Genomic DNA, 21,006 nt, shown 5'->3' on the forward strand with positions numbered 1-21,006 from the left:
TATATACCCTCACACGCCTCAGTATTAGCATTTTCACCAATGACGGTCCGGCTGTCGCTCTGGACGGCCGGAAAGCTGCGGAGAGTGCCGGTGGCCCAGCAGACCCTCGACATCGAGTTTCGCGGCGTCAGCAAGCGCTATGGCGATGTCACCGCCGTCCACCCGACCGATTTCGCCGTGCCGAAGGGCGCGTTCATCGCCCTGCTCGGGCCTTCCGGTTGCGGCAAGACCACCTGCCTCAGAATGATCGGCGGCTTCGAACAGCCCACCACCGGACAGGTGCTGATCGGCGGCGCCGACATGGCGGAGGTGCCGCCCTATCGCCGGCCGGTGAACATGGTGTTCCAGCATTATGCGCTGTTCCCGCATTTCGATGTCAGCGCCAATGTCGCCTATGGGCTGCGGCAGGTGCGCCCGCGCCTCGCCTCCTCCGAGATCGCCCGCCGCACGGCGGACGCGCTCGCCATGGTGCAGCTCGCCGGCTTCGGCAAACGCAAGGTGCATGAGCTTTCCGGCGGCCAGCAGCAGCGCGTGGCGTTGGCGCGGGCGCTGGTGAACCGGCCTTCCGTGCTGCTGCTCGACGAGCCGCTCGCCGCGCTCGACAAGAAGCTGCGCACCGACATGCAGATCGAACTGCAGAACCTGCAGCGCGAACTCGGCATCACCTTCGTCCTCGTCACCCACGACCAGGAAGAAGCGCTGTCGATGAGCGACATGGTGTGCGTGATGAATGGCGGGCGCATCGTCCAGCTTGGCGCGCCGGATGAAATCTATGACCGCCCGGCCGACCGCTTCGTCGCCGCCTTTGTCGGCAAGACCAATTTCCTCGAGGGCACGGTGGTGGAGAATAGCGGCGGCGCCGCCCGCATCCGCCTCGCCAACGGCGTGGAGATCGGCGCCCGGCCGAGCGCGCCCTGCCCGGCGGGCGCGGCGGTGTCGGTGAGCCTGCGGCCGGAGGCGCTGCGGCTCGGCGCGGCCACCGGCGATGCCGGCCTGGCCGGGATCATCCGCAACCGCATCTTCCTCGGCTCGACGGCCGAATATGCCATCGAGGTGCCGCAGCTCGGCACCCTGCTCGCCACCGCCGACCACGACGCGGCGCAGAGCGACCTGCTGCAACCCGGCGATCAGGTCGCCATCAGCTTCAACCCCGGCGCGCCGCTGGCGTTTCCGGCGGCGGACAACAAGACCACCCAGAGGGAATCCAGCCATGTCGAAGTCGTATCGTGACGGCCTGCCCGTTTCGGCGCAGGAATTCATCGACCAGTTGCTGCGCCTGCGCCGCGGCTCGATCAGCCGCCGGCATTTTCTCGGCGTGACCGGCCTCGGCGCCGCCACGGCGGTGCTGGCCAGCGAGCTTGGCCTGCGGCCAATGCCGGCCCATGCCGCTGGGGAACTGGGCGACCGCATGTCGATCGCCACCTGGCCGAATTATCACGACCCGCAGACCTTCGTCGATTTCACCACCAAGACCGGTGTGGCGGTGGAAGTGAACGTGTTCGGCTCCAATGAGGAAATGCTGGCCAAGCTGCAGGCCGGCGGCTCGGGCTGGTCGCTGTTCGTGCCGACCAACTACACCATCTCCACCTATCGCCAGCTCGACCTGATCGACCCGCTCGACCTCGCCAAGCTGCCGAATTACGACGCCGCCGCGCAGAACAAGCGCTTCACCGCCGAGGGCGAGGTGGCCGGCGTGCTCTGCGCGGTGCCGAAGAACTGGGGCACCACCGGCTTCGCGGTGAACACCAAGAAGCTGACGGCGCCAATGGATAGCTGGAAGAGCTTCTTCGATGTCGCCATGACCACCGGCAGCGGCCGTTCCATGGTGCATGACTATCAGCTCACCACCATCGGCAACGCGCTGAAATATTACGGCTATTCCTTCAACTCGCTGAAGCCGGACGAACTGGCCAAGGCCGAGGAGCTGCTGCTCAAGGTCAAGCCGCACCTCTTCGCCATTTCCAGCGACTACCAGCCCGCCATGCGCGCGGGCGATGCCTGGCTGACCATGTGCTGGACCAATGACGGCGCCCAGCTCCACCGCGACATCCCCGAGATCGACTATGTGCTCGGCAAGGAGGGCGGCGAGATCTGGACCGATTTCTACGCCATCCCCAAGGACGCGCCGAACAAGCCGGCGGCCTATGCGCTGCTGAACCATCTGATGGACCCGAAGGTGGCGGTGAAGGAGCACATCGCCAATGGCGCGCCCTCCACCGATGCGCGCGTCAACGCCCTGCTGCCCAAGGATCTGCTCGACAACCCGATCCTCTACCCCGCCGCCGACCTGCTGGCGCCGCTGGAATTCGGCGCGGCGGCGACCCTGACCGACCCGAACCGCGCAGAGCTGATGGCCCGCTTCAAGTCGGCCTGAGCCAGCGCCGGCCGGGGGCGCCCGCTCCCGGCCCCGCTTCGGGAGCGCGGCTCGCGCTCCCGCCCTCCTCCGCGTGAAATGGACCGCCATGTCGAGCGCCGCCCGCAAGCGATTGGTCACAGCCCTGCTGCTCGCCCCGGCGGCGGTGTGGCTGTTCCTGTTCCTGGTGCTGCCCTTCCTCGCCATTGTGGTGTTCAGCCTCGGCGAGCGGGCGCCGGCGGGCGGCTATGCCCCCGCCCTCACCCTCGCCCAATACGCCAATCTGCCGGCGCGGGCGACGGCGTTCTGGAACACGCTGGTGCTGGCCCCGGCCGGGGCGCTGGCCTGCCTGCTGATCGCCTATCCCGTCGCCTATTATCTCGCCATCAAGACGCTGCCGCAGCGCCGGCTGCTGCTGGTGGCGCTGATCGTCATCCCGTTCTGGACCAGCCTGCTGATCCGCACCTATGCCTGGATGTATATTCTCGGCGGACGCGGCATTCCCGCCTGGCTGGAGATGATCGGCCTGCCGGAGCTGCGCTTCATCAACACGCCCGGCGCGGTGCTGCTCGGCATCGTCTATGGCTATCTGCCGCTGATGATCCTGCCGATCTATATCAGCCTGGAGCGGCTCGACCGCCGCCTGCTGGAAGCTTCCGCCGATCTTGGCGCGACGCCGTTCTCCACCTTCTTCAGCGTCACCCTGCGGCTCTCCCTGCCCGGCATGATGACCGGCTTCTCGCTGGTGCTGATCCTGCTGCTGGGCGAATACCTCATCCCCACCCTGCTCGGCGGCGGCAAGGTGTTCTTCATCGGCAATGCGCTGGTGGACCTGTTCCTGCAATCGCGCAACTGGCCGTTCGGCTCGGCCATCGCCGTGGCGCTGGTGGTGATCGCCGTGCTGCTGCTGCTGGCCGCCAACCGCCTCACCGCCCGGCTCTCCGGCGCCCGACAGGTCGATCTCCTATGATGCGCGGCTTCGTGATCGCCGTTTACGGCTTCCTCTATCTGCCGATCGCGCTGGTGGTGCTGTTCTCGTTCAATGCGGGACGGCATGCCAGCGAGTTCACCGGCTTCTCCTTCCAGTGGTACGGGCGGGCGCTGTCCAACACCTTCCTGATGGAGGCGCTGACCAACAGCCTGATCGTGGCGACGACCAGCGCCGGGCTTGCGGCGCTGTGCGGCACCGCCGCCGCCATCGGGCTCGGCCGCGCCGGGCCGCGCACCCGCGCCGTGTTCGACGCGCTGTTCGGCGCCGCCATCGTGGTGCCGGGCGTGGTGATCGGCATCGCCACGCTGGTGGCGCTGGTGCAGCTTTTCGGCCTCGTCAATCCGGTGCTCGCGGCGTTGTGGCCGGGCGATGCCCCGCCGCGCCTCGCGCTGGGCTATGGCTCGATCATCGCCGCGCACGGGCTGTTCTCCACCGCGCTCGTCACCATGATCGTGCGCGCCCGGCTCGGCGCGCTGGGCCGCGACATGGTGGAAGCCTCCAGCGACCTCTATGCCGGGCCCTTCACCACCTTCCGCTGCATCGTGCTGCCGCAGATCCTGCCGGCCATCCTTGCCGGCTTCCTGCTGGCCTTCACCTTCTCCTTCGACGATTTCATCGTCGCCTTCTTCGTCGCGGGATCGCAGACCACGCTGCCGATCTATGTCTTCGCCTCCATCCGTCGCGGCGTCACGCCGGAGATCAACGCCATCGGCGCGCTGGTGCTGGCGGCGTCCATCGTGCTCGTCATCGCGGCGCAAGTGCTGCTGCGCCGGCGTCAGCCGGCTTCCGCCTAGATCATTTCACCGTTTCACGGAAATAGTGAAATGATCTAATTATTTGTTTTGTCTCGTTTTCTTCACGCGAACCGGTATCCACTTCGCTCGAAAACGCTCCAGGTACATCATGATTCTCAAGGACAAGATCGCTATCGTCACCGGCGCCGGCTCGGGGATCGGCCGCGCCGGGGCGCTTGCCATGGCGCGCGAGGGCGCGCATGTCATCGTCGCCGACCGCGACGGGCCGTCCGGCGAGGCGACGGTCGCCGCGATCCATGCGGCCGGCGGGCGGGCCGAGGCGGTGCGCACCGATGTCGATGTCGATGCCGATATCGAGGCGCTGGTGGGCGGCGCGCTGGTGCGTCACGGCCGGCTCGACATATTGCACAGCCATGCCGGTGTGCAGGTCGGCGGGCCGCTGACCGAGGTGGCGCCGGACGGCATGGACCGCTCCTGGCGGATCAATGTCCGCGCCTCCTACCTCGCCGCCCGCCTCGCCATGCCGGCGATGATCGCGCAGGGCGGCGGGGTGATCCTGATCACCGCCTCCAATTCCGGCGTGTTCTACGACCGCGAGATGATCGCCTACACCACCTCCAAGCACGCCGTCATCGCCATGGCTCGGCAGATGGCGATCGACTATGCCCGGCATAATGTGCGGGTGAACGCGCTGTGCCCGGGCTGGGTCGACACCCCGTTCAACGAGCCCTTCATCGCCCAGATGGGCGGGCGCGCCGCCATCGAGGCCTATGTGCGCGAGAAAATCCCGATGGGACGCTGGGCCAGCGCCGAAGAGATCGCCGAGGCGATCCTGTTCCTCGTCTCCGACCGCTCCTCCTTCATGACCGGCCAGGCGCTGGTGGTGGATGGCGGCGAGAGCATTGGGTGAGGAAAAGCCGGCGGTCCGGTAGCTGGCTCATTCACAGCAGGATGACGCGCGGTGCTGGCGGGCGCCGCCGCCCGACCGATGCGTCCAAAAATCGGCTTTGACGGCCCCGCCTCGCCATTGCTAGCGCGAAAGGCGGAAGCGACGCGCTTCCGCTTGGGCACTCACACGAAGGACGGCCATCATGACACGCCTTTCCCTGCTCGCGGGCCTCGCCGGCGCCCTGCTGCTCTCCAGTGCCGCGCAGGCCGCAGAGACTTTCAGCATCATTCAGGACAAGCCGGAACTGGTTCATGTCGATCTCGGCAAGGAAGGCCCCTCGCATGGCGACATGCTGGCTTTTGAGGCCTCCTTCACCACCGCTGAGGGCAAGAAGGGCACGATGAACGGCCTCATCACCACGGTCGACGTTCCCGATGGCGGCGGCGACAAGTTCTTCGACCGGCTCGCCGACATCGTGCTGGATTTCGGCAATACCGACACGCTCGTCATCGCCGGGCGCTCGGTCTATGCGGTCGGCGCGGGCGAAATGGTGGTGGATGCGCCGCAGGTGCGCGCCATTGTCGGCGGCACCGGCCGCTTCATCGGCAAGCGCGGCCAGATGACCACCACCCGCCGCGACGCCGGCCATTATGAGCACAAGATCGAGCTGGTCGACTGAAGACGACCGGCACCAAGCAGCGGCCGCCCCCCGGGGACGGCCGCCGGCGCCGGAGGTTGTTTTACCGATCAGCTTGCCTCAAGCTGATCGGCTCCCTCGCTCGAAAACACTCAAGGGAATGACCACCGGAGCCGACAGCCAGGCCGCCGGCCCAGCATTCCGTATGTGCACGAATTAGCTTGATCGTGAGCGCTGGACGGGGTTGATCGCAAGCTGACGCGACTTCTGCCGGTGCCGATCCTCATGTCAGACCCGAAGCCTTGCCTATCCCCCCTCATCCATGGCGACCGGGTGTTGAGCGGACTGCGCGTGCGCTCGGACTTTCCCTTGCCCGATCTGCTCGCCTGGACGGGTGAGGATCGGCCGGTCGACCTGCGCATCTGCCTCGCCAGCGTTCCGCAGCGGCTTGAGGACGCGGTGGTCACCCAGCCGCTGCTGCAGGTGGCGGCCGACGGGCGCTGCCGGTTCGCGCTGCCGCAGGTCGCCGCTTATCTCGTTTCGGCCGATGGTCGCGCGGTGAGCATCGACATCGCCGAGGGCGCGGCGCCGGCGGCGGTACGCACCTTTCTCTATGGCACCGTCTTTGCCGTGGTCTGCCACCGGCGCGGATTGTTGCCGCTGCATGCGTGCTGCGTGCGAATTGGCGACAAGGCCGTGGCCTTCGCCGGCGACAGCGGTGCCGGCAAGTCGACGCTGGCGCTCGGCCTGAGCGAGCGGGGTTACGCGCTGCTGGCCGATGATGTGACCGCCGTCGACACGGAGGCGCCGGGCGGCCCGACGGCCCTGCCCAGCTTTCCCCGCCTGAAGCTGTGGCGCGATGCCCTTGCGCGCGCGGGACTGTCCACCGACGGTCTGGAAGAGGTGCGCACCGGCCAGGGCAAGTATCAGCTATCGCTGGAACATCGCTACTGCCCGACCCCGCTGCCGCTCGCCGGGCTGATCCATCTGGACAAGGACGAGCGCGGCCCGCTGGGGTTGCGGCCCGTCCCGGCACGTGAAGGGCTGGGTTTGCTGTCCTCGGTCCTCTACCGCCCGCGACTGCTGCTGCGCCTTGGGACACAGCAGCGACAGATGCAGCAGTTTCTCCGGCTTCTCGGTTCCGTGGGCGGCATAAGCGCGATGCGGCGTCCGGAAAGCCCCGCCGAATGGGACCGGATCGCCGAGCTTCTGCCGGCGCTTGCGGCGTAACCCGGGGAGAGGCGCATGGGCGGGTTCTACTGGATCGCCTCCTACCCCAAATCCGGCAATACGTGGATCCGGCTGCTGCTGGAGAGCGTCATCGCCGGTGGCGCGGCGCCGGAATTCGGCAAGCGGACGAGGTTCGCTCCGATCGTGGCGCAGCGCGCGGATTTCGAGCTGTTTCTGGACGTGGAGGCCAGCGACCTCACCGTGAGCGAACAGGCCGAGTTGCGGCACGATCTCGCCTGCGTGATGGCGGCGGAAGTGGCCGAACCGCAGTTCCGCAAGGTTCACGACCACTGGGGATTCACGCCTTCAGGCCGTCCGCTGTTTCCCGAAGCGGTAACGCTCGGCAGCGTCTATCTGGTCCGCGATCCGCGGGATGTCGCCATATCCTGGGCCCATCACTGCGGCGACACCATCGACGAGGCGATCGCCTTCATGGCGCGGGAGGACGCGGCCCTCACGCGCCCGAGCGGGTGGCAGGACCAGCTCGGACAGCGCCTGACGAGCTGGAGCGCGCATGTCGAAAGCTGGATGACGGCGGTACCGGCCCCGATGCTCGTCTCCTATGAGCGCCTGTCGGAGGACACGCCGGCCGTGCTGAGCGAGGTCGCCGCCCATGTCGGTCTCGCCGCATCGGACGCCGTCATCGGCGATGCGGTGGCGGCGAACCAATTCGATCGCCTGAAGGCCATGGAAGGCGTCGCGGGCTTCGACCTCGGCCAGGCCAGCGGCCGGGCGTTCTTTCGCCGGGGCCTCGCCGGAGGCTGGCGCGACACCTTGACCCCGGCGCAGGCTGACCGAATCGTGCGGGACCACGGCGCCATGATGGAGCGGCTGGGCTACCTGTGAAAACGAGGATGAGGATCGCGGGATGCTGACCTATGATGCCGCCAAATCAGCGGAAGGAACGCCCTTCACCCTCGAGCTGGACGCCGGCCGGAGCCTGCCGCTGGTGCTCGCCCGGGTGGAACGGCACCAGCAGCGCGACACGGCCCGGCCGGGCGAGTCCTTCAGTCTGATTTTGAAAGGAACCCCCGGCACCCTGTGCCCGCAAGGCACCTACGCGCTCACCAACATCGCTTTGGGTACGATGAACGTCTTCATCGTGCCGATCGGCGATGATCGTGACAGCGGGGAATTCATCTATCAGGCGATCTTCAGCTAGAGCATTCCGGGTGAATCCACATTCACCGGAAATGCTCTAACTCACTGATTATACGCAATTCCTATCGCAAAACCGCGCGGCACTTTTGCGGGAATTGCTCTAGGCCCCTTCCGGGCGACACGGCGTTCGCCCTGCCGGAGATGGCCAGCCCATCCGGCGATAGACGCCCGTGTCGTTCGGCTGCGCGACGAAGCCCAGTCGCTCGTAAAGCCGCTGGGCGTCGTGGTTGAAAACCTCCACATGGATCGAAACCCCTGTGCCTGCGGCGGCGGCCTGGGCGAAGACGGCGCGAATGAGAGCGCTGCCGATGCCCTGCCGCCGGTGGCTCGGCAGCAGCGAGATGTCGACGATGCGCAAATCCGCACTGGTCTGGTGCAGATAGAGGCGCCCCACCGGGATACCGGAATCTGTTACGATTCCCCAGGCGGCACGGTCGTAATGCGTCTTGTAGTGCAGCGTCTGGAACCGGCATTGCTCACGCAGGAATGCCAATTTGGCGGCCTCCGGCCACGGGGCCGGCTCCAGTTCCGGCCACCGCAGCGAAACGTAGAGCCGGCTCAGAAAGCCGTCATCCTCCGGCTCCTCCGGCCGCAGCGCGATTCCTCGCGTGGCCAGTTCCTCCGGGACGGGCGGCAAAACCGTCATCATACGCGCGCGACCAACAGCGGAGATCATTCACGCACAGGATGATACTCGCCCTTGAGGCAGATGCAGAAGTTAACGGCAAGATAGGGAGACCGATTTTCGTGGCTCTCCGTGGCATTCGATGCCGTTCCACCGGCGCTGCCCATGGTGAGCGGCGACAGCGAGGTCGCCGTCGGGCTGCCGGATACAGGCGGCGTCCAGGCGTCATAGGCGGTGTTGCCCACGCGCGGGATCGACACATAGGCGTCCGACACGGGACCGGGCGTGCCATTCGCCAACACCTGATGGCCCAGCCCGCCATGGCTGTGCGGCGGGAGCTGCGACGTGGTCAAGGTGACCGAGGCGGCCCCTGTCTTCATCCCCCAGTCCACCGTGCGCGAACCGGAGCCATCCCCCCCTTTGCCCGTGCCGACGACGCCCACGCCCCGCAGGTCCGGCAGGGCGAAATCCTTTTTTCCATCGCCACCAAACGTCGCGCCGATGATGCTGAAAAGGTCCTTGTTCTGCTCGATCGGCAGCTTATCTCCACAGCAACGGGCCCATCCGACAGGTGCGAACCTGAATGAATATATACGAACTTCACCCGTAAAAGCGTCCGTCATAGTTCTTCTCCGTCCGACGCAGACTCAGCTTCTGGAAATACACCGCCCTTGAGACAAATGATGTAGTTAAGGCCAAGGCTCGGCATCATGTTCTCGTGGGCTGCGCCGTCACCCACCGAGGTGTACATGCTGCCCGCCATCTCCAGAGTCGTGGGGGACGAACTGTGCGCGTACAGCGTGGCGTTGGCCGGAACCGACGCGAAGGTCACCTCCGGCGAGGGCGTCACGGTCGTCGCGGTGCCGGTGCTGGCGTTCAACGCATGGGTGTGGGTCGGCATGGCGGCCTCCGGGAGGGCCACGGCAAACTGACCGCCCGCCACGCCGAGAGGATAGGCTTTGCTCATGCCGGGCGGCGCGGCATCGGAGCGGCCGACCGGCAGACGCGCCGACAGGTTCGGAAGGCAGAACGTATTCCTGCCGTCTCCGCCATAGGTCGTTCCGATCAGGGAGAAAAGGTCCTTGTTGTCCTTGATCGCGAGCGCCTGACCTTGGCAGAGGGCCCATCCCGCGGGCGCAAAACTCCCCGCGAAGAGGCGCATTTCACCGATAAACGCATCCCACCACATGCCCATATCCTCTATTCGTTGAGTGTCTGCACGGCGCGCCGTCAGAAACCGCGTGGAGTCGGGTAAAATCCCCCCACCGCAATGCAGTAGACGAGAGGCAGAAAGGGTTGACGGTTTTCATGGGCGGCACTGTTCCCGGCCGGCTTTACGCTCTGCGCCGCCAGCGCCTGCAGCGATCCGCTTTTGGCGGGACCGTAGATAGAGGGTGCCGCCGGCGCCGTTGCGGCGGCGTTCTGCGGTTTCCGAGCGGTGGAAGGTATCGAATTCCTGAGCGTGTTCGGCGTGGAACCTGTCGTGCGATTGGTGGTGTCGGCGATGACCGTGTGGCGGTGTGCCGGCATCTGGCTTAAGGTCAGCGTCACCTGCTCGGCGCCGCCGCTGCTCCCGATCACAGGCAGGCCGGCCGGACCCTCCACGGGCCGCTGTCTGGAGTCCATCGCCCCCGCGCCCACCGCCGCCCTTCCGCGCAGATCGGGGATTCGGAATTTATAGCGTCCATCTCCGCCATATAGCTCGCCAATAACAGAGTAGAGCGTCGAGTATTGAATGATCTCAAGCTCCCGCCCGTCGCATTCCATCCATCCCTTCGGGATATTTTTTCCTTTATAGGGAAACAGTCGTATTTCACCCACGCTGCAGTACGTCTGCGGATCTGACGGCTCAGACATATACGTCTCCATTTTTACATTTTTATATGGAAAAATGTACTATATTATACTAGGCACGACAAAGCCCGCCTGACGTTCACCGCCGACGATCCGCATCGCGATGCCTCCGATGCATGCGGGTCATTTCGAGGAGTCACGATGCCACCCATCAGCCTGAATTCCCGTGTCCGTCGCAAGACCGGCCTTCTGTCTGTCGAGATGAACGGCGACATCGTCACCCTGAACGAAGTACTCGGCGAATATTACAGCCTCAATGACGTTGCTTCCGACATCTGGAAGCGGCTTGAGGAGCCGGTAAAGGTCGCAGATCTGGTGACGGCTCTCGCCGAAGACTATGATGGCGACCCTGCCGAGATCGGCACCGACGTTCTGGATTGGCTGGGCATTCTTCACGAGAAGGGCCTGATCGCCATCGAAGGGTGATGCGGCGGGAGCGGACTACATGTTCCGGCCCTCCGCCCAGCGAACGAACCCGCCGACCGCGACCCCCCGCCCCAGCACATTCATCAGCTCATGATAGCGGGGCTCCGCGCCATCGGCGTCGGCGGGCCAGTCGTCCAGAATGGTCCGCAGACGGGGTATGTCGATCAGCTCGCGACCCAGCGCGCTGGCCTCGATGCCCTCCAGCTCCGCCGCAAGCCAGGCGCGGCGCCGCGTGGCCCAATCGAACCATTCGGCCCCCTGCCGCCCGATGCGCGTTTCCCGCAGCACCCTGACCGGCAATCGGTCTGCCAGAACACGCCGGGCGAAATCCCGATCACGGCCGAGACGGGTGAACTCGCGGGAGGGGATGGCGAGACAGAATTCCGCCAGCCGCACGTCACCGAGTGGATCGCGGCGATCGAACCCGTCGCGGAACCTGAGGCACGCCCCCATCGTCCGCCCGGTCCAGGTGCGTTCAATGGTGCGCAGGCGCGCGCGTCGGCCCAGCGACACACGCCGGTCGCCGCAGACGAATTCCCGCCACGCCGTCGCCAGCGTCCGGTCCGCCGCCTCGGGCCGCAGCGCGGTATAGCGCCGCCAGACCGGCCCGTCCCCCCGGAGACGGCCGCGCAGCTCGCGCAGCCAGTCCGGCGCCATCGCGCGCAGCATCGGCATGACCGGTCGCCCGACACTTGCGGCCTGCGCCGTGCGGTAGAAGGCTTCCGGCCAGTCGCGCAGGCCCGCCTGCATGGCATAGGGCAGCGCCGACGCCGACAAGGTTCCGTTGCCGGAAAGTCCGGTGAGGACGACGGAGGCCCCGATCTGGCGGGCATATCGCCACGCCGTGCCCATCCAGACCGGCGCCATGAGATGGATCGGTGGCCGGCCCATCCAGTAGAAGCCGGTCCGCATCGTCTCGTCGAAGGCATCGAGCGAGGCGGGAACCGGATGCGCCACCATGGACGGATACATGTCCGCCACCGCCCGGGCATGGCCCCACTCGTCGTCAAACTGGTTGGCGCGACACGCCGGAAGCAGGCTTTGCGCCTCGGGACGCAAGGTGATGGTCTGCAGCGGCCGGGGCGCCGTCAGCCGGGCTGCCGTGGCGGCGACGGCCGTGGAATCCAGCCCGCCCGACAGGGTGGCGGCCAGCACACCCTCCGTGCGGCAGGCCTGCCCCACCACCGTGTCCAGCAACTCCCGCGCGGCATCGACATAGTCCTCGCTGCGGCGGAATCGGCACCGGCGGGCGAGATCGAGCGACCAATAGCGCGAAACCCGCGCCCCCGCTGTCGACGACCACTCCAGGCACTGGCCGGGCAGAAGCTGCTTTATGCCGGCAAAACAACTATTCTCGAAATCAATCGACAGCGCAAAGGCGGCCCGCGCCACCACGGCCGGGTCGAGTTCGCGCGGCACGTGAGGGTGGATAAAGATCGCCGCCGTGACGTTCGCGAAGTAAAGGCGGGGCCCGGCGAGATGATAGAAGAGCGAGCGCCCCCCGGTCCGGTCGCAGGCGAGAAGAAGCCTGCGCTCGGCCCGGTCCCACCAGGCGATGGCGAACTCGCCGTGAAAGCGGGGCAGCGCCTCGCTTCCCCAGCGCTGCAGCGCCGCCGCGACCAGCACCCTGTCAGACGGAGCGGGCGCATCGTCCCGGCAAGCAAGGCCGAGCATGCGCGCCAGTTCGTCCCGATTGGCGAGCCAGCCGTCGAGCGCGAGCGCATACCGCCCATTGCCGTCGGCGCACAGCCCGTTCAGCCCCGTCGCGGACCTGGCCGCGCCTGACCCGACGGCCAGAAAACAGGCGTCGTCGTGAAAGCGCTCGACCGTTCGGACGGTGGGAAAGCCACGCAGGGCGTCCTGGCTCAGCCCCGGACCGGGCCGAACAACGCCACCGCAGGCTCCGAACACCACCGTCACCGGCACGCCCCTCAGGAAAGCAGTTGCTGCGTCGATCCGTCCGTCGTGCTCGCACCGGAGTTAAGCGTCTGGTCCATCGAAACGATTTCAACCAGAGGGCGTGACCACCGGCGCTTCTCGACGACGCCGGCCGCCTCGGGCGCCTCGTCCAGCGGTGTACCGTTCATTTTGTGCCTCAAAAACAACTGTCCAAGCATCACACGCCCCGTACTGCGGTGCGGATCGCGACAGAATGGTAGACGCGACCAACCGTCCATGCAACTCCGCATCCCTGCACATGATAATTAAAAAGCAGGACCAACGAGTCCGAAATCATATCTAGCATCGCGTAATATTCTGTAACATGGACTATCTGGATACCTATTTCTTACCGATAATTACATACTCTTCGCGTTGCGCGATAAAACACACTCAGATAAGGATGAGGAGCGCCGCGCCTCCCCCCGAGCGATCCTAGAAAACGCATCAAGAGTGGGTTGAAAATGCCGGATAACGCCGCTCGCCTTGACGCCGATTTCGGACTTTTGCTTAGCCGTGACCCCTATTCGGTGATCAACGGCAAGATGACGGACAAGGTTCAGGACGAGGTTTTCAGCTACTTCAACGCCGCCGCGCAGTACCATATGAACAGCGACCTGCGGGGTCGCTTCATCTCTGCCGGCGTGCCCAATGTGTCGCCAGAGTTGCGGCCGTTCCTTGCGGGCGACGAGGTCGCGGCGTTCTACCGGGACTTGAGCGTTCCCTACGTGGCGATGACGCTGAAAGCGAGCACCGACCCGGCGGTGAAACGCCTCAATACGGCGCGCGCCGAGCGGCGCATCAGCGATTCCATGCGCTCCTCGAAGGTCTATCGCGCGCAGGCGCAGGCCTTCTATGCCCTCGCATGGGAAAAGCAGTTTCCCGAGGCGGCGAGGTTCAAGGCCGACCAGCGTCAGAACAGCCGTGACTACAAGAGCCGGGCGGAAGACGACCTCAAGGCCTTCATCGACAAACAATGCCAGCCCGAGGACGAGAACAGCAAGATCCTGATAAGGGGATTTCTCAAGACGTACCTTCAGGAAGCGCAGTCCGGAAAGTACTGGGCGTTCCGCGCACTTCTGACCTACCTGTCCGACGACAACCTCGCGACGCTGGACCCGACCAGCCCCCTGCACGGCGAACTCACCGATTCAGCCAACCCCGCCCGCAAGCTGCTGCGGCAATGTTCGGTGCTGAACGGCCTCGATGATTCCGGAAAGTTCGCCACCTTTCTTCAGGAGATGATGCGGCACCGGCTTTTCGGCATCGCCCTTCCGCAGAAGCTCGACTTCAAGGCAAACGAGAAGGAGCTGAGCGTCATCTGCCTTGAGCTGATGCAGGAATTCATCAAGCAGGCGGACACGCTTGGGCCCGATTACGCGGAAATACGACAGCATGTCGCGCTTATGCTGCAGGAGGACGAGGGAAAGCGCAATATCGACAGTATGCTCAGCCTCTTCTTCGGATCCGTGACATCGAGCGGCACGGCGCGCTCGCTGGACGGATGGCTGAAAACCTATCTCGACACCGCGAACATGCGGGAGCTGGGGGTGCTGCGCAAATGGAGTCCCAAGGCGGGGCTGTCGGCAGCGGCCTTCGTTCGGATAAGCGGCCTGTTCATGGCGCTGAGCGGCGTCGTGACGATGATGAGCAACGGCGTTTCGTGGAGCCAGATGACCGCCAAGGAACGTGCGGCGACCATCATTGCCGGCGTCGATCTCTTTCTGATCTCGGCACCGAAAGTCCTGTCCTTCGGCGTGGTGACTCTGCCCAATAGCTGGACGTCGCTGACGACCTGGGTGAAGGCGCGTACCACGGTGGCGACGAAGCTGACGCGCTCGCTCAGCGTGGCGGAACTTCAGGTCGTCGAACGGTCGGCGGCGCGATCGCGCTCCCTGTCGACGACGACCTTGCTGCGCTCGGAAGAGCTGGGCGTCCAGGTTGAATCCGGCCTGCGGAAATGGCTGACCGGGGAAATGCGGGCGACCATGGCGGCAACCGGCCGCCAGGCGCTGGCCATCGGCCAGGCGGGCGAACAGGTCACGCTGGTGCGGCGGTTCTTCGGTCGCAATCTCGACCACTTCATGGCCAGCCGCGTCGGTCTCGTCCTCGCCATTAGCGGCCTCGCTCTCAGCATATGGGGCGCGGCCACCGCCAAGGATGACAAGGAGCGCTGGATCAACATCGCCCTCAGCGCGGCGGCGGCGATGGAGGTCTATTCCATCGGAGTTGGAATATTGGGAACCGCCGGGCTGGCGGGCCGGGTCGGGTCGTTCCTCGGGCCGATCGGCATGGCCGTCTCGGTCGTCGTGGTCGGCTACATGATCTACGACGCCCTGACCAAGGCGCCCTCTCCCAGCCTTATCGAGCAATTCGTCGAGGGCGAGGCGAAGGCGGCCAAGCTTTACATGCCGTTCGAGATGGACATTGACTACCTTACATCGACCCGAAGCCTCGATCAGGGCGTCGGCGTCAGCCTGATCGCCGCCAATAGCGATGCCGGCTATCTGCAGATCGACCTTCCGGGCAGCGTCTGCGCCATCCTGCACAAGCCGACGCACCTCGATCTTGATGCCGATACGGTGTTCGATCTCGATGTCGACGGACAGGGCCGGGCGACGCTCGTATCGCGCGGCTACTTCGCCGACGCCGATCCCTCGACCGGCACACCGCAGCGTCCGCGCAACCCGGCGGTGCTGATGGTTGACGGCAGCAACCGTGCTGTCGCGGGACCTGTCGCTTCCCTTGAGGAAGACGAGGATGCCTGCCAGTGGGAAAGCACCATGCTGGGGGGAGTCGTCAAGGTGGACGGGAAGGTCAAAGCAGGCCAGTTCGCGCTGAAGAACCGAAAGTCGAACGCCTATCTCGCGCTTGTTGATGGCGTCGTTGCGCTGTCGAGTACCCCCTTCACCTGGACGGTGGAGACCGGCGTGCCGATGCGAAAGCGCTTCAGCTACGCCTTCACGCGGTTCGATTCCGTGACATCCGACATTCGCATCGACGAAAATCAGGCCGGCATCCGGCCGATCGAATGGACGGCCGCCGGCCTGCCCGATTTCCTCCGTCTCGCCGAGGACGGCACGCTGGTGATCGACGATGTGAAATTCGACGCCACCGACAAGAACGCGACCTGGCGCTTCACCGTGACGGCGAAGAACGCCGGCGGAAGCTTCAGCAGCCATGTCGAACTCACCTATCAGGACGACGAGGACGATGACGACGTCTGAACGCTCGTCCCGCGCGCGGCGGAACGGGGCCGCGGCCCGCTGCCAAATGCGTTGAGAACTGGAACAGCCCGCCCACCGGTCAGGACTTCCGCTTCGCCATGGACCCTCGGGACATCAATCTGCTCGTCGACGCCGCGCCGCTCTACGGTACCGACGCCTATGGCGAGATCATCCGTCGGGCTCTGGTCAACCGGCTGATGGGTGCCCTGCCCGGTCGTATCGTCGAGACGGACTACATCTATACGCGCGAGGGCGATTCCTGGCGCCATTTCTTCTTTCCCGATCATCAGCCCGGACCGCTCTATGCGGCGATCAGCCCTCTCACCGGGCTGGATGATGCCTTCTGGTCCGGCTTCGCCACGGCGCTGCTTTGCGCGTCGATCCGGCAGGTGTCGCACGAGACCGCCCGGATGGTTGACGGCGACAAGGTCGACCGGGCCCTCGCCGACTATAATCGTCGGCTTCAGGAAAGCGGGCGTCTCGTTGCCCTCTACGCGCATGTCCTTTCCCGGGAGTGGGCGCCGCTGGCGACGATCACCTCCTCCGGCGACACGGCCGTCGCCCGCTCCCTGTTTCTGGAGCGGCTGGCGTCGCCGCAATGGCGGTCGGAGCGCGGCAGGCTGCAGCGGTCCTATGATTGGCCCAATTTCGACTGGGACATTTTTCACTACTGGGTAAAGCTGCTGGCCCTCGGCACTGAAGCGCCGGCGATCGACGCCGCCGCTGACGACCTCGCGCGGGCGTTCACTGTGCCGGAGTCCGTCGCGGCCGGGCAATGGCGCAGCTATTTCCAATGGATGCGTCCCCCGGCCGATCCGCTGCGGATGGCCGAAATCGCGCCCGATGCGTTCGACAGCGAAGCGGCGCGGGGCATTCTCATGACGCGCTTCACCATGTCGCCCGGCCGCGGCATGGATCCGCCGGCGCAGAACGAAATGCCGGAAGGCTATGCCGCCAGCTTCATGCTGCCGGGCCAGCCCGGCACCGATTACCGGGTGATCCGGCGCGAGAGCTGTTTCGGCGGCGGAACCGAGATCTTGATGGCGGACGGCTCCCACCGGCCGATCGAAAGCCTTGAGCCCGGCGCCCTCGTCGCGACACCGTCGGGGCCGGCGAAAATCGCCGTGCTCGTCCGCACGCCCCGCGCCGGCCGGCCGTTGTTCCGCATCAATGGCGGCGCGGCTGGCTTCACCGAAGCGCATCCCTTCCTCGCCGCTCGGCAGCCGTCAGCGCAACGGAAGCACGGCAGCGCCGCGTTCTTCGCGGTTTCGCCAGCGCTGCTGGGCCAGACCATCCCCACGCTGTCATGGCTCGGTGTCGATGAGCTGGCGCCAGGCGTCAGGTTGCGCGGCTGGGAGGACGGTACCGAAACCGCCGTCGCCGTCGCCAGCGTCGAGCGCGAGGAGGCGACTGCGCCTTCCGAGACCGTCTACGATGTCGTGGTGTGGCCGGACCGGCAGGCGGACTGCCAATATATCGTGCGCAACGGCAACCACCACCTCGTCGTCGGCGCCGAGATACCGCTGCTGAGCAAGGCACCGCTTGCCATGGCGGTGGTGCTCACCCTGCTCGTCCGACTGGCGCCCCTGATCGAGCGGCAGGCCGGGCGCGGCCGCCTCGCATCGTTCGAGACGATGTTCGCCGACTTCCTGTCGATCGCCGCGCATCAGGTCGTGCCGGCCGCGTTGCGCCGCTGCACCGCTTCGCCCGCTAACGGGCCGGCCCCCGCCCCGGCCGGGGCGGCAACGCTGCAGGAGGCGTTCGAGCGGCTTCAGGCCGGCGGCAACTACAATGCCGTGCTCGGACGGGCGGCGGCGATGATCGTGCGCTCGCTCGGACCCGCTATCGACAGCGCGATCGCCCTTGGGTATCGCCAGATCGCGCAACCGCAGCCGAGCGGCGCGGCACCTCGATTCCTGGCGCTTTCGCTTCAGGACATCGCGTTTCGCAAATGGGCCCGCGCCGATTTCGAACAGGCGATAGATGTGACGGCCTCGCTCGACGGCGCGGCGTTCGCGCCGGCCTTGTCGCAGGCTCGCCCGACGCCGGCCGACCTGCCCTTCCTGCGCAGGCTGAACGCCGTGTCCTATCTTGAGGCGCCTGCCGCGACGCCGGCGGGGACGATCGAACATCTGCACGTCGAGGTCGCGGTCGCCGGGCGGCCCGCCTTCTTCGGACGGGCGGTGATCGCCCTGTCACCCGGCACGCCGCTGCGGCGCTACGGGGTGCGACTGGTCGACGGCGCAGGGAAGCCGGCCGGGCGCCTCTCCTTCGACCTGCGGCGGCTGAACGACACCGACCGCGCGGTGGAGGAAGCCGGCCGCCTCGCCTGGACCGACGCGGCGATGGACGCTTTCGCCCGGCGGCTGGGCCCCATTCTGGCCGAGGAGGCCGCGCTTCTCTTTGCCTCGCTCTATGGCGCGCCAGGCGCCGGGGGGATATCCAGATGATTTCGGAAGTCGAAGCCTCGCTGCAGGATATCCTCGGCCGCAAGCGCCTGAGCGTGCTGGAGCTGCGGACATTCAGCACCTTTTCCATCTTCAGCCAGGACGGCAAGAGGGTCTATGGCGACCCGATCGCCGACCTCGTCGCCGAGGATATCCAGAGCCTTATCCTGCATCATATGCCGTCGGAGCTGCGCGATCGGTTCGCGAGCGCCGCCGTGCCCTCCCTCGACCCGGGCGTGCGGGCCATCGCCAACGGCAACGCCAATGCGGCGGCCTTCTATCGGAGCCTCGCCGTTCCATTCATCAGCGCGATGTATGGCGCGGACCGGAAGACCCCGGAGGGCCGGACGCTCAATGCCAGGCGGGCCTGCCGACTGCTTGGGCTCGACCTGCAGGCCAAGCCGATCTTCGTCGAGCAGCAGGAACAACTGTATCGCTACCGCCTCGCCACGCTGCATCCCCGTCTCAAGCTCTATCTCGACGACCAGGCGAACGGGATGGACGATTATTCAGCCTATATCCAGGCGACCTCCGACATCTGGTCGAAGGAACTCGCGGCCCAGTTCGCCGCCGCCGGCAGTGCCGCAGGCGATGCCGACCGCAAGGTTGCGCTGGATCATGTGAAGACGGCGGCACGCAAGGCCCAGCGCGGCGCGTTCTGGGCCTGGGCGCTCTATCGGGAATTGCTGCGCAGCGTGCCATCGGACTATGGGCCGGAGGCCATCGGCAAGAGCGCGCAGAACGAGGACGCGGCCCTGCGGATCAGGCAGGCGGTCACGCTGCTCGACGCGCTCGATCCCTCCAAATACTTCTCGCGCCACTATGTCAGCTCTCTCTCCGCCTATGTCACCGCCTCGTCTCTCGCGGCTCAGGTGGACGTGGCCGGCAATGCCGAGGAGATCGTCGCCTATGCCCAGGCCGCTCTCGAGCAGTTCGCCACCTTGCACGGCAAGGCCGAAGACGAGCAATTGCGGATGGCGGCCAGCATCGCCCAGCGGCTCGCCTCGACAACGGGGCGCGGCACGGGCGAGGATCCCCTCGGCGATGCCCTCCGCCAGGCGCTGGTCAGGGCGGGCAAGCTGGAGGGGAGCGACTTCGTCGACGCCATAGAGAAGGCGGTCGCGAAAATGACCGGCCCCAAGATCCAGCCCTGGCTGGCCACGGCGCATGCAAAGGATATCGCCGCCGCCCTGCTCAAGGGCGCGTGCGGCGTGGCCGCGCTGGCGCTGGTGATCTCCGGGGGGAGCAGCCTGCATTCATTGCCGGCACAGCAGCGGGTCAAGATCTGCGTCGGCATCGGCGTGTCGCTCTCGCATTCCATGGCGGTGATGGTGCGCGGCAGCTTCCACACCTTCGCCTTCTTCACCGAACATGCGGTGAACTGGTCGAAGCTCGGCCATACCTGGACGCAATGGAAGACCTTCGATTCGCAGGCGGTCTATTCCCGCGGCTTTGCCGGCTGGGTCGTTCGCAACGGCAGCGGAAAGGTGGGCAATCGCGTCCACTGGAGCGAGCACACGCGCGCCCTCGCCATGCCGGGCGCCCATTACGACTATGCCCATGACCGGATGAAGGTCTCGCGCGTCTTCGGCCGCAATCTCGATGAGTTCATGGCCTACCGGATCGGCGCGGTCATCGGCGTCATCAATCTCTACCTCGCCATTTCCGCCCTGCAGGACGCCTCGCAGCCTCTGGACATCGCCGCGGCCCGGGTCTCGGTCGCCAGCGCCGCGTGCGGCCTGATCGGTGCGGCCGGTGGCTGGCTATGTTCAGCGTTCGGCCGGTTCACCTGGGCCGGGCAACTGTCCTCGGCAATGTCGACGCTGGCCTTCCTGGCCACCATTGCCGTGGTGGCCCTCGTGGTGCTGCAAAGCCTGCAGGGGCGGCGCGAGACGCCTTCCGAACTGCGGCGCTTTGCCGAGGCGAAGGCGAAAGACGCCGGGCTCTACATGCCGTTCGAGGCGGCGATCGAATATATCGCGCCGTCCGCGGCCGACGAGGGCGTGAGGATCGCCGCCGGCAAGGCGGGGTTGCTGCAGATGGGCGAGGACGGGGCCCTGACGATGGCCCCGGGCGACGCTGCCACGGCCAGCATTTTCAGAATCGACACCAATGGCACGGGGCATTCGCTGGTCTACGCCGCGCCCGCCGGGGCGGGGGAAGCCCGTGCGCTGACCGTGATCGACGACGTGGTGGTGATGCAGGCCTGCATGGCGCCCGCGCAGGCTCCCTATGGCTGGCAGTTCGACGTGACGGGCCATGTCGAATGGAGCGGCACGAGCACAGCCGGCGCGCTGCTGCGGGCCTCGTTCTGCATCGTCACCGCCATCGGTGAGAAGCGTCTGCATCTCTCCGTGCGGAACGGCCGCCTCGTCCTGTCCGACACCGCGTTCCACTGGACGGTCGAGGCCGCCGGCATGCCCTCCGATCAGGTGGCTCTGCGGAATCGATAGGAAGCGCCCGTTCTCGGCAC

At 66.2% G+C, this 21,006-nt stretch carries 19 protein-coding genes; 13 read left to right on the forward strand and 6 right to left on the reverse strand.

From position 1 onward, the window contains the following. Positions 1-90: 90 nt before the first annotated feature. The 9 genes from AAC979_RS09700 to AAC979_RS09740 all read left to right on the forward strand — a co-directional run bounded on the left by AAC979_RS09700 (position 91) and on the right by AAC979_RS09740 (position 8,017). Entirely contained in the window at positions 91-1,230 is a 1,140-nt protein-coding gene (locus tag AAC979_RS09700) for an ABC transporter ATP-binding protein (protein ID WP_371346629.1), read from the forward strand. Continuing rightward, positions 1,211-2,374: a PotD/PotF family extracellular solute-binding protein gene (locus AAC979_RS09705; RefSeq protein ID WP_371346630.1), complete on the forward strand. Its 1,164-nt coding sequence runs from the start codon at positions 1,211-1,213 to the stop codon at positions 2,372-2,374. Before AAC979_RS09700 ends, AAC979_RS09705 begins: the two co-directional genes overlap by 20 nt. A gap of 88 nt (positions 2,375-2,462) precedes the next feature. After that, entirely contained in the window at positions 2,463-3,323 is an 861-nt protein-coding gene (locus AAC979_RS09710; RefSeq protein ID WP_371346631.1) for an ABC transporter permease, read from the forward strand. Further along, a complete protein-coding gene (locus AAC979_RS09715; RefSeq protein WP_371349033.1) occupies positions 3,323-4,138 on the forward strand; it encodes an ABC transporter permease in 816 nt (271 codons plus the stop codon). Before AAC979_RS09710 ends, AAC979_RS09715 begins: the two co-directional genes overlap by 1 nt. A gap of 109 nt (positions 4,139-4,247) precedes the next feature. After that, entirely contained in the window at positions 4,248-5,009 is a 762-nt protein-coding gene (locus AAC979_RS09720; protein ID WP_371346632.1) for an SDR family NAD(P)-dependent oxidoreductase, read from the forward strand. A 181-nt stretch (positions 5,010-5,190) separates the two neighbouring features. Next, positions 5,191-5,667: a hypothetical protein gene (locus AAC979_RS09725; protein WP_371346633.1), complete on the forward strand. Its 477-nt coding sequence runs from the start codon at positions 5,191-5,193 to the stop codon at positions 5,665-5,667. A gap of 294 nt (positions 5,668-5,961) precedes the next feature. Continuing rightward, a complete protein-coding gene (locus tag AAC979_RS09730) occupies positions 5,962-6,855 on the forward strand; it encodes a hypothetical protein (RefSeq protein WP_371346634.1) in 894 nt (297 codons plus the stop codon). 15 nt (positions 6,856-6,870) lie between these two features. Further along, entirely contained in the window at positions 6,871-7,701 is an 831-nt protein-coding gene (locus tag AAC979_RS09735; RefSeq protein WP_371346635.1) for a sulfotransferase domain-containing protein, read from the forward strand. A gap of 22 nt (positions 7,702-7,723) precedes the next feature. Next, complete coding sequence (locus AAC979_RS09740) at positions 7,724-8,017, forward strand: hypothetical protein (protein WP_371346636.1); 294 nt, start codon at positions 7,724-7,726, stop codon at positions 8,015-8,017. A 99-nt stretch (positions 8,018-8,116) separates the two neighbouring features. Here AAC979_RS09740 and AAC979_RS09745 read toward each other — a convergent pair whose 3' ends face one another. The 4 genes from AAC979_RS09745 to AAC979_RS09760 are packed head-to-tail and all read right to left on the reverse strand — an operon-like array spanning position 8,117 to position 10,498. Next, entirely contained in the window at positions 8,117-8,692 is a 576-nt protein-coding gene (locus AAC979_RS09745) for a GNAT family N-acetyltransferase (RefSeq protein ID WP_371346637.1), read from the reverse strand. Next, positions 8,689-9,264: a phage tail protein gene (locus AAC979_RS09750; protein WP_371346638.1), complete on the reverse strand. Its 576-nt coding sequence runs from the start codon at positions 9,262-9,264 to the stop codon at positions 8,689-8,691. The genes AAC979_RS09745 and AAC979_RS09750 overlap by 4 nt, the downstream gene beginning before the upstream one ends. Beyond that, positions 9,261-9,830, reverse strand: a complete 570-nt coding sequence (locus AAC979_RS09755) for a phage tail protein (RefSeq protein WP_371346639.1) — start codon at positions 9,828-9,830, stop codon at positions 9,261-9,263. The genes AAC979_RS09750 and AAC979_RS09755 overlap by 4 nt, the downstream gene beginning before the upstream one ends. 41 nt (positions 9,831-9,871) lie before the next feature. After that, on the reverse strand, positions 9,872-10,498 hold the full coding sequence (locus tag AAC979_RS09760) for a phage tail protein (protein ID WP_371346640.1): 627 nt from the start codon (positions 10,496-10,498) through the stop codon (positions 9,872-9,874). A 138-nt stretch (positions 10,499-10,636) separates the two neighbouring features. On the opposite strand from AAC979_RS09760, the gene AAC979_RS09765 reads away from it, so the two are divergent. Further along, positions 10,637-10,921, forward strand: a complete 285-nt coding sequence (locus tag AAC979_RS09765) for a PqqD family protein (protein ID WP_371346641.1) — start codon at positions 10,637-10,639, stop codon at positions 10,919-10,921. A gap of 15 nt (positions 10,922-10,936) precedes the next feature. On the opposite strand, the gene AAC979_RS09770 is transcribed toward AAC979_RS09765, so the two are convergent. Together AAC979_RS09770 and AAC979_RS09775 are read right to left on the reverse strand one after the other, a co-directional pair. Beyond that, entirely contained in the window at positions 10,937-12,841 is a 1,905-nt protein-coding gene (locus tag AAC979_RS09770) for an asparagine synthase-related protein (RefSeq protein WP_371346642.1), read from the reverse strand. Between the two features lie 11 nt (positions 12,842-12,852). Then, positions 12,853-13,008 carry a hypothetical protein gene (locus tag AAC979_RS09775; protein ID WP_371346643.1) on the reverse strand — a complete coding sequence of 52 codons (156 nt, stop codon included), beginning with the start codon at positions 13,006-13,008 and terminating at the stop codon, positions 12,853-12,855. 315 nt (positions 13,009-13,323) lie between these two features. Here AAC979_RS09775 and AAC979_RS09780 point away from each other — a divergent pair, with 315 nt between their 5' ends. The 3 genes from AAC979_RS09780 (at position 13,324) to AAC979_RS09790 (ending at position 20,986) form a co-directional block, all read left to right on the forward strand. Further along, on the forward strand, positions 13,324-16,086 hold the full coding sequence (locus AAC979_RS09780) for a hypothetical protein (RefSeq protein ID WP_371346644.1): 2,763 nt from the start codon (positions 13,324-13,326) through the stop codon (positions 16,084-16,086). Positions 16,087-16,184: 98 nt separating this feature from the next. Beyond that, a complete protein-coding gene (locus tag AAC979_RS09785) occupies positions 16,185-18,536 on the forward strand; it encodes a hypothetical protein (protein WP_371346645.1) in 2,352 nt (783 codons plus the stop codon). Beyond that, on the forward strand, positions 18,533-20,986 hold the full coding sequence (locus AAC979_RS09790; protein ID WP_371346646.1) for a hypothetical protein: 2,454 nt from the start codon (positions 18,533-18,535) through the stop codon (positions 20,984-20,986). Before AAC979_RS09785 ends, AAC979_RS09790 begins: the two co-directional genes overlap by 4 nt. Positions 20,987-21,006: the final 20 nt, after the last annotated feature.

Origin of the sequence: Ancylobacter sp. IITR112 (assembly GCF_041415945.1) — a bacterium.
Lineage (GTDB): Bacteria > Pseudomonadota > Alphaproteobacteria > Rhizobiales > Xanthobacteraceae > Ancylobacter.

Excerpts from the sequence above, each read along its gene's own strand:
- AAC979_RS09760 (WP_371346640.1), bottom strand. The coding sequence starts at position 10,498 with ATGTCTGAGCCGTCAGATCCGCAGACGTACTGCAGCGTGGGTGAAATA.
- AAC979_RS09725 (WP_371346633.1), top strand. The coding sequence starts at position 5,191 with ATGACACGCCTTTCCCTGCTCGCGGGCCTCGCCGGCGCCCTGCTGCTC.
- AAC979_RS09775 (WP_371346643.1), bottom strand. The coding sequence starts at position 13,008 with ATGAACGGTACACCGCTGGACGAGGCGCCCGAGGCGGCCGGCGTCGTC.
- AAC979_RS09735 (WP_371346635.1), top strand. The coding sequence starts at position 6,871 with ATGGGCGGGTTCTACTGGATCGCCTCCTACCCCAAATCCGGCAATACG.
- AAC979_RS09785 (WP_371346645.1), top strand. The coding sequence starts at position 16,185 with ATGGACCCTCGGGACATCAATCTGCTCGTCGACGCCGCGCCGCTCTAC.
- AAC979_RS09755 (WP_371346639.1), bottom strand. The coding sequence starts at position 9,830 with ATGTGGTGGGATGCGTTTATCGGTGAAATGCGCCTCTTCGCGGGGAGT.
- AAC979_RS09715 (WP_371349033.1), top strand. The coding sequence starts at position 3,323 with ATGCGCGGCTTCGTGATCGCCGTTTACGGCTTCCTCTATCTGCCGATC.
- AAC979_RS09710 (WP_371346631.1), top strand. The coding sequence starts at position 2,463 with ATGTCGAGCGCCGCCCGCAAGCGATTGGTCACAGCCCTGCTGCTCGCC.
- AAC979_RS09780 (WP_371346644.1), top strand. The coding sequence starts at position 13,324 with ATGCCGGATAACGCCGCTCGCCTTGACGCCGATTTCGGACTTTTGCTT.
- AAC979_RS09745 (WP_371346637.1), bottom strand. The coding sequence starts at position 8,692 with ATGATCTCCGCTGTTGGTCGCGCGCGTATGATGACGGTTTTGCCGCCC.
- AAC979_RS09705 (WP_371346630.1), top strand. The coding sequence starts at position 1,211 with ATGTCGAAGTCGTATCGTGACGGCCTGCCCGTTTCGGCGCAGGAATTC.
- AAC979_RS09790 (WP_371346646.1), top strand. The coding sequence starts at position 18,533 with ATGATTTCGGAAGTCGAAGCCTCGCTGCAGGATATCCTCGGCCGCAAG.
- AAC979_RS09750 (WP_371346638.1), bottom strand. The coding sequence starts at position 9,264 with ATGACGGACGCTTTTACGGGTGAAGTTCGTATATATTCATTCAGGTTC.
- AAC979_RS09720 (WP_371346632.1), top strand. The coding sequence starts at position 4,248 with ATGATTCTCAAGGACAAGATCGCTATCGTCACCGGCGCCGGCTCGGGG.
- AAC979_RS09765 (WP_371346641.1), top strand. The coding sequence starts at position 10,637 with ATGCCACCCATCAGCCTGAATTCCCGTGTCCGTCGCAAGACCGGCCTT.
- AAC979_RS09740 (WP_371346636.1), top strand. The coding sequence starts at position 7,724 with ATGCTGACCTATGATGCCGCCAAATCAGCGGAAGGAACGCCCTTCACC.